We start from the raw sequence: 13,474 nt of genomic DNA, 5'->3' as shown, positions 1-13,474 counted from the left end.
ATGAGTAGCGTAGATATTCTGGTACCTGACCTTCCTGAATCGGTTGCGGATGCGACCGTAGCCACCTGGCACAAGAAACCAGGTGACAGCGTCCAGCGTGACGAAGTTCTGGTTGAAATCGAAACTGACAAAGTGGTTCTGGAAGTTCCGGCAAGTGAAGCTGGGATCCTCGATGCGATCGTGGAAGAAGAGGGCGCAACCGTGCTTTCTCGCCAACTGCTAGGCCGCATCCGCCCGGGCGACAGCTCCGGCAAGCCGACCGCTGAGAAGAGCCAGGAGAAAGAAGCCACGCCTGCACAGCGCGCGACTGCCAGCCTGGAAGAAGAGAGCAACGACGCGCTCAGCCCGGCGATCCGCCGCCTGATTGCCGAACACGATCTCGATGCTGCCGCCATCAAAGGCAGCGGCGTGGGTGGCCGTATCACCCGTGAAGACGTGGAAGCGCACCTGGCTAACGGCAAAAAAGCCGACAAACCTGCCGCTGCCGCCGTCGAAGCCGCACCGCAGCCTGCTCTGAGCAGCCGCAGCGAAAAACGCGTGCCGATGACCCGCCTGCGCAAACGCGTGGCCGAGCGCCTGTTGGAAGCGAAGAACAGCACTGCGATGCTGACCACCTTCAACGAAATCAACATGCAGCCGATCATGGACCTGCGCAAGCAGTACGGTGAAGCTTTCGAAAAACGTCACGGTGTACGTCTGGGCTTTATGTCCTTCTACATCAAGGCGGTGGTTGAAGCCCTGAAACGCTTCCCGGAAGTGAACGCTTCCATCGACGGTACCGACGTGGTGTACCACAACTACTTCGATATCAGCATTGCGGTATCTACCCCACGTGGCCTGGTAACCCCGGTACTGCGTGACGTAGACACCATGAGCATGGCGGACATCGAGAAGAAAATCAAAGAGCTGGCAGTTAAAGGCCGTGACGGCAAATTGACTGTGGAAGAGCTGACCGGCGGTAACTTCACCATTACCAACGGCGGCGTATTCGGTTCACTGATGTCTACCCCGATCATCAACCCACCGCAGAGCGCCATCCTGGGCATGCACGCCATTAAAGATCGCCCAATGGCGGTTAAAGGCCAGGTTGTGATCCAGCCAATGATGTATCTGGCACTGTCTTACGATCACCGCCTGATCGACGGTAAAGAATCCGTCGGTTACCTGGTGACGGTAAAAGAGATGCTGGAAGATCCGGCTCGTCTGCTGCTGGACGTATAACCCTGATGGGCGCGTATATCTTAAATCATTGAAGTTGCATCGCGGCGGCAACGGAGCGAATCCCCAGGAGCATAGTCAACTATGTGACTGGGGTGAGAGAAGGCAGCCAACAAAGATGCAGCTTTAAGGATGACAGAGATTGCCGCGCCCACACTCTGTGCTATGTGGCCGACGAAAGTCATGCGGTTTTCCGCCAAAATGACTCGGCTAAAACCTTCAGAACTGAATGGATAGAACATCATGAATTTACACGAATATCAGGCAAAACAGCTGTTTGCTCGGTATGGCATGCCGGCACCAACCGGTTACGCCTGTACCACACCGCGTGAAGCGGAAGAAGCCGCATCCAAAATCGGCTCCGGCCCGTGGGTGGTTAAATGTCAGGTTCATGCTGGCGGCCGCGGTAAAGCTGGCGGCGTTAAAGTTGTAAACAGCAAAGAAGATATCCGCGCTTTCGCTGAAGCCTGGCTGGGCAAGCGTCTGGTGACCTACCAGACTGACGCGCTGGGTCAACCGGTTCACCAGATCCTGGTAGAAGCCGCGACCGACATCGATAAAGAACTGTACCTGGGCGCGGTAGTAGACCGTGCCAGCCGTCGTGTAGTGTTCATGGCATCCACCGAGGGTGGCGTTGAGATTGAGAAAGTTGCGGAAGAAACGCCGGAACTGATCCACAAAATGACCATCGACCCACTGGCAGGCCCACAGCCTTACCAGGGCCGTGAACTGGCCTTCAAACTGGGCCTGACCGGCAAGCAAGTTGGCCAGTTCGCCAAGATCTTCATGGGCCTGGCGACCTTGTTCCTGGAGCGCGACCTGGCGATGGTTGAGATTAACCCGCTGGTGGTGACCAAGCAGGGCGATCTGATCTGTCTGGACGGTAAACTGGGCGCTGACGGTAACGCACTGTTCCGTCAACCTGAGCTGCGTGAAATGCGCGACCTGTCTCAGGAAGACGAGCGTGAATCCCGTGCGGCACAGTGGGAGCTGAACTACGTTGCTCTCGACGGCAACATCGGCTGCATGGTTAACGGCGCAGGCCTGGCGATGGGGACTATGGACATCGTTAAGCTGCACGGCGGTGAGCCAGCCAACTTCCTCGACGTAGGCGGTGGTGCAACCAAAGAGCGCGTGACCGAAGCCTTCAAAATCATCCTGTCCGACGACAAGGTGAAAGCGGTATTGGTTAACATTTTCGGTGGTATCGTGCGCTGCGACCTGATCGCTGACGGTATCATTGGCGCAGTAGCCGAAGTGGGCGTTAACGTCCCGGTGGTGGTGCGTCTGGAAGGGAATAACGCCGAACTGGGCGCCAAGAAACTGGCGGACAGCGGTCTGAATATCATTGCTGCGACCAGCCTGACTGATGCGGCTCAGCAAGTTGTTGCGGCAGTGGAGGGTAAATAATGTCCATTTTAATCGATAAGAACACCAAAGTTATCTGTCAGGGTTTCACCGGTAGCCAGGGGACCTTCCACTCCGAACAAGCTATCGCTTACGGCACCAAAATGGTCGGTGGCGTGACGCCGGGCAAAGGCGGCACTCAGCACCTGGGCCTGCCGGTGTTCAACACCGTGCGTGAAGCGGTAGAAGCGACCGGCGCCACGGCGTCCGTTATCTACGTACCGGCACCATTCTGCAAAGACTCCATTCTGGAAGCTATCGATGCAGGCATCAAACTGATCATCACCATTACCGAAGGCATACCGACGCTGGATATGCTGACCGTCAAGGTGAAGCTGGATGAAGCCGGCGTGCGTATGATTGGCCCGAACTGCCCAGGCGTTATCACCCCGGGCGAGTGCAAAATCGGCATCATGCCAGGCCACATCCACCTGCCAGGAAAAGTGGGCATCGTTTCCCGCTCCGGCACCCTGACCTACGAAGCGGTGAAGCAAACCACCGATACCGGTCTGGGCCAGTCTACCTGTGTAGGCATCGGCGGTGACCCGATCCCAGGTTCTAACTTCATCGATATCCTGAAGTTGTTCCAGGAAGATCCGCAAACTGAAGCGATCGTCATGATCGGTGAAATCGGCGGCAGCGCAGAAGAAGAAGCAGCGGCGTACATCAAAGAACACGTGACCAAGCCGGTAGTTGGCTACATCGCGGGTGTTACCGCGCCTAAAGGCAAGCGTATGGGCCATGCCGGCGCCATCATTGCCGGCGGCAAAGGCACTGCGGACGAGAAGTTCGCAGCGCTGGAAGCGGCAGGGGTTAAAACCGTGCGCAGCCTGGCTGACATCGGCGAGGCAGTTAAAGCGGTTCTGAACCGCTAATTTAATCTGCGGTAGTCCGTATTCAAGCAGGGTCAGACCAAGTGTCTGGCCCTGTTTTTTTTTGCCTGCACGAGAGGGAATAGGGCATTGCGGTGGCCGTGGTGAGCGTTAGCGGCATCAATTAAAGGGGGGGGATGGGCGGACGTATTTAAGCGCTGCTTTATCGATAATTATTCTTTTTATTGCCTACAATTATCAGAGTAAAAAAATAAGCTAAGCTTGTCCTATTAGCAGGTTAATAAGCGTTAACATCATTCACACTCGAGACTTCATTTAAATACAGATAACCATTAAATATCACATCTATTTAACACAAAAAGTACCTAGATAGACTACGAAACCATTATGTAACATAACCACAAGATAATTATGAGAAATTGTGAGCTGAATCTGGAAATAAAATTCAGATAGGCTTAAATTGTTCCAGATCAAATTAGGGCTGAGTACCTCTTTGGGCTAAAATTTGACCTGTAACCAAAAGTCTAACCCATATCACGTAAAAACCTATTTATTGTGTGGGATTGGGCGAGTATCATCCATGGTGAATATGGATGGTTGATCTTGTTGCATTTGTTACCCGTTGTCGGTTTTCAGTGGTGTGTTTAGTACACTGGCCAGTACGGCCCGCGTCGAATGCATGGTTGAAAGCGGAGAAGCTGGATCAAATTTTTGTTGTGTTTAAGGGCATTCACTGCGGGGCGTTACCGGTAGCTTCACCCGAAGTCATATCGATAACCGCATGTCGGAGTCTTCCTGCGAGGAGCAAGGAGTCAAGATGTTTGATATTGTCGAACTGTCGCGCTTACAGTTTGCTTTAACGGCGATGTACCACTTCTTATTTGTCCCATTAACGCTAGGCATGGCGTTTTTGCTGGCAATTATGGAAACGGTATATGTACTGTCAGGCAAACAAATCTATAAAGATATGACCAAATTCTGGGGCAAGTTATTTGCAATTAACTTTGCTCTGGGTGTGGCCACCGGTTTGACCATGGAGTTCCAGTTCGGGACCAACTGGTCATATTTCTCACACTACGTCGGTGATATTTTCGGGGCCCCTCTGGCCATCGAAGGTCTGATGGCGTTCTTCCTTGAATCGACGCTGGTCGGCCTGTTCTTCTTCGGCTGGGATCGTCTGGGCAAGGTGCAGCACATGGCCGTAACCTGGCTGGTGGCACTGGGCTCAAACTTCTCCGCGCTGTGGATCCTGGTGGCCAACGGCTGGATGCAGAACCCTATCGCCTCGGACTTCAACTTCGAAACCATGCGCATGGAGATGCTCAGCTTCTCCGAACTGGTGCTCAACCCGGTTGCGCAGGTTAAGTTCGTTCACACCGTAGCTGCCGGCTACACCTGTGGTGCGATGTTCGTACTGGGTATCAGCTCTTACTACCTGTTGAAAGGCCGTGATACTGCCTTTGCCAAACGTTCCTTCGCAATCGCTGCCAGCTTCGGTATGGCTGCCGTACTGTCCGTAATCGTACTGGGTGATGAATCCGGCTACGAAATGGGTGACGTGCAGAAAACCAAACTGGCCGCCATCGAAGCCGAGTGGGACACTCAACCGGCTCCGGCTTCCTTTACCCTGTTCGGTATTCCGAATCAGGATAAAATGGAAAACTCCTACGCGATCCAAATTCCTTATGCGCTCGGCCTGATTGCCACCCGCTCAACGGATACTCAGGTCACCGGCCTGAAAGATCTGATGGCGCAGCATGAAGTGCGTATCCGCAACGGGATGAAAGCCTACCAACTGCTGGAAGAGTTGCGCAGTGGCAATACCGATCCGGCGGTTCGCGCCGAGTTCAATAAAGCCAAGCAAGACTTGGGCTACGGTTTACTGCTGAAGCGCTATACCCAGAACGTCACCGACGCGACGGAAACGCAGATCCAGCAGGCGACCAAAGACTCTATCCCACGCGTAGCACCGCTGTACTTCGCCTTCCGTATCATGGTGGCCTGTGGCGTGCTGATGTTACTGATTATCGGTCTGTCGTTCTGGAGCGTGCTTCGTGGCCGCATTGGCCAGAGAAAGTGGCTACACCGTGCGGCGCTGTATGGCCTGCCGCTGCCGTGGATTGCCATCGAAGCCGGCTGGTTTGTGGCTGAATACGGTCGTCAACCTTGGGCGATTGGTGAGGTGCTGCCGACTGCGGTTGCCAACTCTTCACTGACTGCGGGCGACATTCTGTTCTCGATGGGGCTGATTTGCGGCTTGTACACCCTGTTCCTGGTGGCTGAAATGTACCTGATGTTCAAATTTGCACGTCTGGGTCCAAGCAGCCTGAAAACTGGCCGCTACCACTTTGAACAACCGACTGCCGCCGTGCAGGAAGCGCGCTAAACAGGAGTCCACGTATGTTTGATTATGAAGTACTGCGATTTATCTGGTGGGTCCTGATTGGCGTACTGCTGATCGGTTTCGCCGTCACCGACGGTTTCGACATGGGGGTCGGCATCCTGGTGCGCATTATCGGTAAAACCGATACCGAGCGCCGGGTGATGATCAACTCCATCGCGCCGCACTGGGACGGTAACCAGGTGTGGCTGATCACGGCCGGTGGTGCGTTGTTCGCCGCCTGGCCAATGGTCTATGCGGCGGCGTTCTCCGGTTTCTACGTCGCCATGATCCTGGTGCTGTCCGCCTTGTTCTTCCGCCCGGTCGGTTTTGACTACCGCTCGAAGCTGGAGAGCAGCCGCTGGCGCAACATGTGGGACTGGGGCATCTTCATCGGCAGCTTTGTGCCGGCGGTGGTGTTCGGCGTGGCGTTCGGCAACCTGCTGCAGGGCGTGCCGTTCCACATGGACGAATACATGCGTCTGTTCTACACCGGCAACTTCTTCCAACTGCTGAATCCGTTTGGCCTGTTGGCGGGTGTTGTCAGCCTGACCATGCTGGTGACCCAGGGGGCAACCTACCTGCAGATGCGTACTAGCGGTGAGATCCACCTGCGTGCACGTGCCGCGGCGCAGATCTCCACGTTGGTGATGGCGGTGTTCTTCCTGTTGGGTGGCATTTGGCTGGTGAAAGGCATCGATGGTTATGTGATTACCTCGGCGCTGGATACCATGGCGGAGTCTAATCCGATGCGTAAAGAAGTGGCTCATCAGGCCGGTGCCTGGTTGATCAACTTCAACAAGTATCCGCTGCTGTGGGCATTGCCTGCCCTGGGTGTGGTGCTGCCGCTGTTTACGGTGCTGTTCTCCCGCATGTCGAAAGACGCGCTGGCGTTCGTGACTTCGTCACTGACCATTGCCTGCGTGATCCTGACTGCCGGTGTGACCATGTTCCCGTTCGTGATGCCGTCAAGCACCGTGCCTAACATCAGCCTGACCATGTGGGATGCCACCTCCAGTCTGTTGACGTTGGAAGTGATGACCGTTGTCGCGGCGATCTTCGTGCCTATCGTTCTGGGGTACACCAGCTGGTCGTACTACAAAATGTTCGGCCGTCTCGACAAAAACTTCGTCGAGAACAACAAGCATTCGCTGTATTAAGGATAGGGAGCTAAACCATGTGGTATTTTGCCTGGATTCTCGGAACGCTTCTTGCCTGTGCCTTCGGTATCATCACGGCGCTGGCGCTTGAGCACCACGAAGATTCAAAAGCACAGCAAGACGGTAAGTGATGAGTTCGTCATTAACTGACAAGCTGTACGCCATGACTGACAAGGGCCCTGTCCGGGCCCTTTCACTGGTGCTGGCGTTGATTTTGGCGGGCTGTATTTTTTGGGATCCGACCCGCTTTGCGGCGAAGACCAGCTCGCTGGAGATTTGGGAAGGGCTGCTGCTGATTTGGGCAGTTTGCGCCGGGGTGGTTCACGGCGTTGGCTTCAAACCGCAACGGACGTTATGGCGCGCTTTTTTCGCGCCACTTCCGGCAATTGTGATCCTCGCCGCAGGATTACTTTACGTTTCTTTATAATCTCCGTTATAACCCCGAGTTATGGGCCCTTCCGGCCCATAATTATTTTCGTTCCCCTCTTGTAACCCATTCCCAACCCGATCTGTCTTGCGTATAGTAGCACCGTTAAATTGCATTGCTGGGAAGTAGAGTGAGTAATACGTTGTTTCGATGGCCGGTTCGCGTTTACTACGAGGATACCGATGCCAGTGGTGTGGTCTATCACGCCCGCTATGTCGCCTTTTTTGAAAGAGCGCGCACCGAGATGCTGCGTCATCACAACTTTCATCAACAGCAGCTGCTCAGTGAACATGTCGCTTTCGTGGTTCGGCGCATGACGGTGGATTACCTGGCTCCGGCTCGTCTCGACGAACAGCTGGAAGTGCAGAGTGAAATCACCTCAATGCGCGGGGCCTCTCTCACGTTTGCCCAACGCATTGTCAATTCTGACGGGACTCTCTTGAGTCAGGCCGATGTGTTGATTGCATGCATTGATCCACACCAAATGAAGCCGATAGCGCTTCCTAAGTCTATTGTCGCGGAGTTTAAGCAGTGACTGACATGAACATCCTAGATTTATTCTTGAAGGCGAGCCTGCTGGTTAAGCTTATCATGTTGATTTTGATATGCTTCTCAGTGGCCTCTTGGGCGATCATCATCCAGCGCACCCGCATCCTGAATGCGGCCACGCGTGACGCCGAAGCCTTTGAAGACAAATTCTGGTCCGGCATCGAGCTTTCTCGCCTGTACCAGGAAAGCCAGGCGCGTCGCGATAGCCTGACCGGCTCAGAGCAAATTTTCCACTCTGGTTTCAAAGAGTTCGCTCGTTTACACCGCGCTAACAACCATGCGCCGGAATCGGTGATCGAAGGGGCGTCACGCGCCATGCGTATCTCGATGAACCGCGAGCTGGAAACGCTGGAAAACCACATTCCTTTCCTCGGCACCGTGGGTTCGATCAGTCCGTATATCGGTCTGTTCGGCACCGTGTGGGGGATTATGCACGCCTTTATCGCACTGGGCGCGGTGAAGCAGGCCACGCTGCAAATGGTAGCACCGGGTATCGCTGAAGCACTGATCGCAACCGCCATCGGTTTGTTCGCCGCTATTCCGGCCGTTATGGCCTATAACCGCCTCAACCAGCGCGTCAACAAGCTTGAGCAGAATTACGACAACTTTATGGAAGAGTTCACCGCTATTCTGCATCGTCAGGCCTTCTCCAGCGACAGCAAATAAGTAGGAGGTAGCATGGCGAGAGTTCGTGGACGTAATCGGCGCGAGCTGAAGTCCGAAATAAACATCGTTCCGTTGCTCGACGTGTTGCTGGTGCTGTTGCTGATCTTTATGGCAACGGCGCCGATTATCACGCAGAGCGTTGAGGTTGATCTGCCGGACGCCACCGATTCCAAGACGGTGTCCAGCGATGATAACCCGCCGGTGATCCTTGAGGTTTCAGGCGTGGGTCAATACACCCTGGTGGTGGATCACAACCGCATGGAGCTGCTGCCGCCGGAACAGGTTGCCGCCGAAGCCAAGTCGCGTTTAGCGGCTAACCCGAAAACGGTCTTTTTGATCGGTGGGGCGAAGGAAGTACCGTACGATGAGATTATCAAGGCATTGAATATTCTCCATCAGGCGGGCGTGGCTTCCGTGGGGCTAATGACCCAGCCAATCTGACCCTAAGGTCAGTGGCAACCCGGTTCCTGTGCCATTGGCTCAGGAACCCCGTATAAGCAACACCAGTTTTTGGGAATCTATTTTGGTAAAGGCAACTGAGCAAAACGATAAGCTGAACCGCGCCGTTATTGTTTCGGTCGTTCTGCACTTTGTATTGATTGCCCTGCTGATTTGGGGATCGCTGCAAGAAAACGTCGACATGAACAGTGCCGGCGGCGGTGGCGAAGGTTCTGTCGTCGGTGCAGTGATGGTCGATCCCGGGGCAGTGGTGGAGCAGTACAACCGCCAGCAACAGCAGAGTAACGACGCGCAGCGTGCTGAAAAGCAGCGCCAGAAAAAAGCGGAACAACAAGCCGAAGAACTTCAGCAGAAGCAAGCGGCGGAGCAACAGCGCCTGAAAGAGCTGGAGAAAGAGCGTTTGTCTGCGCAGGAAAAAGCGGCGCAGGACGCAAAAGAACAGGCTGAACAGCAGAAGCAGGCCGCAGAGCAGCAAAAACAGGCGGCGGAGCAACAAAAGCAGGCTGCTGAACAGCAAAAAGCGGCCGAGAACGCCGCGGCGAAAGCCAAAGAACAGCAGAAAGTAGCGGAAGCGGCCGCCGCCAAGGCCAAGGCCGAGGCAGATAAAGTCGCTAAAGCACAGGCCGACGCGCAGAAGAAAGCGGAGTCTGAAGCCAAGAAAGAAGCGGCTGCTGCCGCTGCCGCCAAGAAACAGGCGGAAGAAGCGAAGAAAGCCGCTGCTGCCGAAGCTGCAGAGAAAAAGGCCGCTGCCGAAGCCGAGAAGAAAGCTGCAGCAGAAGCCGAGAAAAAAGCCGCGGCTGATGCCGAGAAGAAAGCGGCTGCAGAAGCTGAGAAAAAAGCCGCCGCTGCCGAAAAAGCGGCCGCTGAGAAAGCTGCTGCCAAGAAAGCCGCAGACGCCAAGAAGAAAGCGGCTGCCGCAGCGGCAGCTCAGTCTTCGGACGTCAATGATCTGTTTGGCGACCTGGCGGACGGTAAAAACGCGCCGAAAGGCGGCGGGGCTAAAGCGAAGGGTGACGGTAAACCGGCCGGTCAGGGCAATGCCAAGGCTGCAGGGGCCAGTGGTGCCGATATTGATGGCTATGCTGGGCAGATTCGCACAGCAATTCAGAATAAGTTTTATGATGCCAGTTCGTTTGTCGGTAAGACCTGTGACCTACGCATCAAGCTGGGGCCTGATGGCTTTTTGATTGACGTGAAATCGGTAGGTGGCGATCCTGCCCTGTGCCAGGCGGCTGTAGCTGCTGCGAATCAGGCGAAGATCCCGAAACCACCGAGCGATGCCGTTTATCAGCACTTTAAGAATTCGACCCTTGTATTTAAGCCACAATAACGGTTGATTAGCTAAGTCATATCGCAGGGATGTACTAAGGTAACCAACAGGGATTATGTAGTTTTGTTTGCGTTGGTTTGTTAAAATTCTGCTAATTTATCGCAGGCATCCCGCCTGGATAAGGGAGATGAGATGAAGCAGGCATTTCGAGTAGCGTTAGGTTTTTTAATACTGTGGGCCTCCGTTCTTCACGCGGAAGTTCGCATTGAAATCACCCAAGGGGTCGACTCCGCTCGCCCGATTGGTGTGGTGCCGTTTAAATGGGCTGGCCCAGGCACGCCTCCGGAAGATATTGGCAAGATTGTCGGCGCAGACCTGCGCAACAGCGGCAAATTCAACCCAATTGACGTAGCGCGCATGCCGCAGCAACCGACCACCGCGTCTGAAGTGACGCCGGCGGCCTGGACTGCATTGGGCATTGACGCAGTCGTGGTCGGCCAGGTTCAACCTGGTGCGGACGGCGGCTACCTGATCTCTTATCAACTGGTGGACACTTCAGGTTCTCCAGGCACCGTATTGGCGCAGAACCAGTATAAAGTGACCAAGCAGTGGTTACGTTATTCTGCTCACACCGCCAGTGACGAAGTGTTTGAAAAGCTGACCGGTATCAAGGGCGCATTCCGTACCCGTATCGCTTACGTTGTGCAGACCAACGGCGGGAAATTCCCGTACGAGCTGCGCGTAGCGGATTACGACGGCTACAACCAGTTTGTGGTACACCGTTCACCGGAACCACTGATGTCCCCGGCTTGGTCGCCGGACGGCAGCAAACTGGCGTACGTGACCTTTGAAAGCGGCCGCTCTGCGCTGGTGGTTCAGACCCTGGCTAACGGTGCTATCCGTCAGATCGCCTCGTTCCCGCGCCACAACGGTGCACCGGCGTTCTCACCGGACGGCAGTCGTCTGGCCTTCGCGCTGTCTAAAAGCGGCAGCCTGAACCTGTACGTGATGAATCTGGGCTCTGGCCAGATCACTCAAATCACCGACGGGCGCAGCAACAATACCGAACCGACCTGGTTCCCGGATGGCCAGTCTCTGGCGTATACCTCCGATCAGGGTGGCCGGCCACAGATTTATAAAGTCAGTGCCAGTGGCGGTGCGTCACAGCGTCTGACATGGGAAGGCTCTCAGAATCAGGATTCTGAAGTCAGCTCTGATGGTAAATTCCTGGTGATGGTGAGCTCAAACAATGGTGCTCAGCATATCGCCAAACAAGATCTCGGATCGGGTGCAGTTCAAGTTTTGACCGGCACCTTCCTGGACGAAACGCCTAGTATTGCGCCAAACGGCACCATGGTGATCTATAGCTCCACGCAAGGTATGGGCTCCGTGTTGCAACTGGTATCGACTGATGGGCGTTTTAAAGCGCGTCTTCCGGCAACTGATGGACAGGTCAAATTCCCTGCCTGGTCGCCGTATCTGTGATGCATGTGTAAATATGTATGGCAAACTATAAAAGGATTAAAGAAATGCAACTGAACAAAGTGCTGAAAGGGCTTCTGCTGGCACTGCCAGTCCTGGCTGTAGCAGCTTGTAGTTCTAACAAAAGCGCAAACAACGACCAATCTGGTCTGGGCGCTGGCACTGGTACAGAAAACGGCAGCAGCAACCTGTCTTCTGAAGAACAAGCTCGTCTGCAGATGCAAGAACTGCAGAAGAACAACATTGTTTACTTCGGTCTGGACAAGTATGACGTGAGCTCTGAGTTCGCTCAGATGCTGGACGCGCACGCTGCATTCCTGCGTAACAACCCGTCTTACAAAGTGACCGTAGAAGGCCACGCGGATGAGCGCGGTACGCCGGAATACAACATTGCCCTGGGTGAGCGTCGTGCTAACTCCGTGAAAATGTACCTGCAAGGTAAAGGCGTTTCAGCTGACCAAATCTCTATCGTTTCTTACGGTAAAGAAAAACCAGCAGTACTGGGCCACGACGAAGCGGCTTATGCTAAAAACCGTCGTGCAGTTCTGGTTTACTAAGAGAATCGCATGAACAGTAACTTCAGACGTCACTTGTTGAGTCTGTCGTTACTGGTTGGCGTAGCGGTCCCATGGGCCGCTACTGCCCAAGCGCCAATCAGTAATGTCGGCTCCGGCTCGGTCGAAGACCGTGTCACCTCGCTTGAGCGCATCAGCAATGCTCAAGGCCAGCTTTTAAACCAACTCCAGCAACAACTCTCTGACAATCAGCGCGATATTGACTCGCTCCGCGGGCAAATCCAGGAAAGCCAATATCAACTGAATCAGGTCGTTGAACGCCAAAAGCAAATCTATCAGCAGATGGATAGCATCAGCCAGGGCGGCGCTCAGAGCTCTGCTGCCGCAGCGGGTGCCGCGGGTGGAGCAGCAGCGGCTGCGTCCTCCGACGGTGCTGACAGTGCGTCTGCGGGCGCTACAGCAGCAGCGCCGGCCAGCAAGGGTGATGAAAACAGCGACTACAATGCCGCTGTTTCATTGGCGCTGGAAAAAAAACAGTATGACCAGGCAATTTCTGCTTTTCAGACCTTCGTAAAACAGTACCCAAAGTCTACTTACCAGCCTAATGCCAACTATTGGCTGGGCCAGTTGTATTACAACAAGGGTAAGAAAGACGATGCGGCTTACTATTATGCGGTCGTGGTGAAGAATTACTCAAAGTCACCCAAGGCGCCGGACGCCATGTACAAGGTAGGTATCATCATGCAGGAGAAAGGGCAGGCCGATAAAGCCAAAGCCGTGTTCCAGCAGGTGATTAAACAATACCCAACCAGTGCGGCGGCCAAACAGGCGAAAAGTCGCGTAGCCGGTTAGTCAGAAAAAATAATGAGCCCAGAAGTTAGTCGATTTGACCGCTTTCTGGGCTCATTCGCGTGAAGAACAAGCAGTTGAACCCCTTGTTCAAAAATTTAGGTTGCGCTGCCAAGATAAATTAGTAATATATGCCGCCGTTGCCAAGACATCTTGCAAGATGTTAAAGCAGCAAGGAAATTGGGTCGTTAGCTCAGTTGGTAGAGCAGTTGACTTTTAATCAATTGGTCGCAGGTTCGAATCCTGCACGACCCACCAA

Annotated in this window: 14 protein-coding genes and 1 tRNA gene; all 15 read left to right on the top strand. The window is 54.3% G+C overall.

Features of this window, described 5'->3' with window-relative positions; genetic code table 11:
* The gene (odhB, locus tag AC1RKC_RS16285) at positions 1-1,221 is read left to right on the top strand and encodes a 2-oxoglutarate dehydrogenase complex dihydrolipoyllysine-residue succinyltransferase (protein ID WP_020825676.1); all 1,221 of its coding nucleotides are present in this window, start codon (positions 1-3) and stop codon (positions 1,219-1,221) included.
* 240 nt (positions 1,222-1,461) lie between these two features.
* Positions 1,462-2,628: an ADP-forming succinate--CoA ligase subunit beta gene (gene sucC / locus AC1RKC_RS16280; RefSeq protein WP_020825677.1), complete on the top strand. Its 1,167-nt coding sequence runs from the start codon at positions 1,462-1,464 to the stop codon at positions 2,626-2,628.
* Complete coding sequence (gene sucD / locus AC1RKC_RS16275) at positions 2,628-3,500, top strand: succinate--CoA ligase subunit alpha (protein ID WP_020825678.1); 873 nt, start codon at positions 2,628-2,630, stop codon at positions 3,498-3,500. The genes sucC and sucD overlap by 1 nt, the downstream gene beginning before the upstream one ends.
* Positions 3,501-4,275: 775 nt before the next feature.
* Positions 4,276-5,844, top strand: coding sequence for a cytochrome ubiquinol oxidase subunit I (gene cydA, locus AC1RKC_RS16270; protein WP_020825679.1), 1,569 nt, complete (start codon positions 4,276-4,278; stop codon positions 5,842-5,844).
* A gap of 14 nt (positions 5,845-5,858) precedes the next feature.
* Positions 5,859-6,998 carry a cytochrome d ubiquinol oxidase subunit II gene (gene cydB, locus AC1RKC_RS16265; protein WP_020825680.1) on the top strand — a complete coding sequence of 380 codons (1,140 nt, stop codon included), beginning with the start codon at positions 5,859-5,861 and terminating at the stop codon, positions 6,996-6,998.
* Between the two features lie 17 nt (positions 6,999-7,015).
* The gene (cydX, locus tag AC1RKC_RS16260; protein ID WP_004949761.1) at positions 7,016-7,129 is read left to right on the top strand and encodes a cytochrome bd-I oxidase subunit CydX; all 114 of its coding nucleotides are present in this window, start codon (positions 7,016-7,018) and stop codon (positions 7,127-7,129) included.
* Positions 7,129-7,425: a cyd operon protein YbgE gene (gene ybgE / locus AC1RKC_RS16255; RefSeq protein ID WP_020825681.1), complete on the top strand. Its 297-nt coding sequence runs from the start codon at positions 7,129-7,131 to the stop codon at positions 7,423-7,425. Before cydX ends, ybgE begins: the two co-directional genes overlap by 1 nt.
* Before the next feature lie 130 nt (positions 7,426-7,555).
* Positions 7,556-7,960 (top strand): tol-pal system-associated acyl-CoA thioesterase, encoded by a 405-nt coding sequence (gene ybgC / locus AC1RKC_RS16250; RefSeq protein WP_020825682.1) that lies wholly within the window; start codon positions 7,556-7,558, stop codon positions 7,958-7,960.
* Entirely contained in the window at positions 7,957-8,640 is a 684-nt protein-coding gene (gene tolQ / locus AC1RKC_RS16245) for a Tol-Pal system protein TolQ (protein ID WP_039992358.1), read from the top strand. The genes ybgC and tolQ overlap by 4 nt, the downstream gene beginning before the upstream one ends.
* Before the next feature lie 12 nt (positions 8,641-8,652).
* Complete coding sequence (tolR, locus tag AC1RKC_RS16240) at positions 8,653-9,081, top strand: colicin uptake protein TolR (protein WP_020825683.1); 429 nt, start codon at positions 8,653-8,655, stop codon at positions 9,079-9,081.
* Between the two features lie 82 nt (positions 9,082-9,163).
* Positions 9,164-10,429 (top strand): cell envelope integrity protein TolA, encoded by a 1,266-nt coding sequence (gene tolA, locus AC1RKC_RS16235; protein WP_493092550.1) that lies wholly within the window; start codon positions 9,164-9,166, stop codon positions 10,427-10,429.
* 132 nt (positions 10,430-10,561) lie between these two features.
* Positions 10,562-11,854 carry a Tol-Pal system beta propeller repeat protein TolB gene (gene tolB, locus AC1RKC_RS16230; RefSeq protein ID WP_020825685.1) on the top strand — a complete coding sequence of 431 codons (1,293 nt, stop codon included), beginning with the start codon at positions 10,562-10,564 and terminating at the stop codon, positions 11,852-11,854.
* Positions 11,855-11,898: 44 nt separating this feature from the next.
* On the top strand, positions 11,899-12,408 hold the full coding sequence (gene pal, locus AC1RKC_RS16225) for a peptidoglycan-associated lipoprotein Pal (protein WP_308530185.1): 510 nt from the start codon (positions 11,899-11,901) through the stop codon (positions 12,406-12,408).
* Between the two features lie 9 nt (positions 12,409-12,417).
* Complete coding sequence (cpoB, locus tag AC1RKC_RS16220; RefSeq protein WP_020825687.1) at positions 12,418-13,218, top strand: cell division protein CpoB; 801 nt, start codon at positions 12,418-12,420, stop codon at positions 13,216-13,218.
* Between the two features lie 179 nt (positions 13,219-13,397).
* Positions 13,398-13,473: transfer RNA gene (locus AC1RKC_RS16215), tRNA-Lys, on the top strand.
* Position 13,474: the final 1 nt, after the last annotated feature.

Source organism: Serratia sp. GW822-FHT06E05 (assembly GCF_058799445.1).
The sequence above is the reverse complement of the archived record's forward strand: the minus strand, read 5'-3'. Positions and strand labels throughout refer to the sequence as shown.

Bases quoted from the DNA above. Each gene is read 5' to 3' on its own strand.
- ybgE (WP_020825681.1), top strand. From the start codon at position 7,129: ATGAGTTCGTCATTAACTGACAAGCTGTACGCCATGACTGACAAGGGC.
- cydB (WP_020825680.1), top strand. From the start codon at position 5,859: ATGTTTGATTATGAAGTACTGCGATTTATCTGGTGGGTCCTGATTGGC.
- cydA (WP_020825679.1), top strand. From the start codon at position 4,276: ATGTTTGATATTGTCGAACTGTCGCGCTTACAGTTTGCTTTAACGGCG.
- sucC (WP_020825677.1), top strand. From the start codon at position 1,462: ATGAATTTACACGAATATCAGGCAAAACAGCTGTTTGCTCGGTATGGC.
- odhB (WP_020825676.1), top strand. From the start codon at position 1: ATGAGTAGCGTAGATATTCTGGTACCTGACCTTCCTGAATCGGTTGCG.
- tolB (WP_020825685.1), top strand. From the start codon at position 10,562: ATGAAGCAGGCATTTCGAGTAGCGTTAGGTTTTTTAATACTGTGGGCC.
- cydX (WP_004949761.1), top strand. From the start codon at position 7,016: ATGTGGTATTTTGCCTGGATTCTCGGAACGCTTCTTGCCTGTGCCTTC.
- sucD (WP_020825678.1), top strand. From the start codon at position 2,628: ATGTCCATTTTAATCGATAAGAACACCAAAGTTATCTGTCAGGGTTTC.
- pal (WP_308530185.1), top strand. From the start codon at position 11,899: ATGCAACTGAACAAAGTGCTGAAAGGGCTTCTGCTGGCACTGCCAGTC.
- tolR (WP_020825683.1), top strand. From the start codon at position 8,653: ATGGCGAGAGTTCGTGGACGTAATCGGCGCGAGCTGAAGTCCGAAATA.
- cpoB (WP_020825687.1), top strand. From the start codon at position 12,418: ATGAACAGTAACTTCAGACGTCACTTGTTGAGTCTGTCGTTACTGGTT.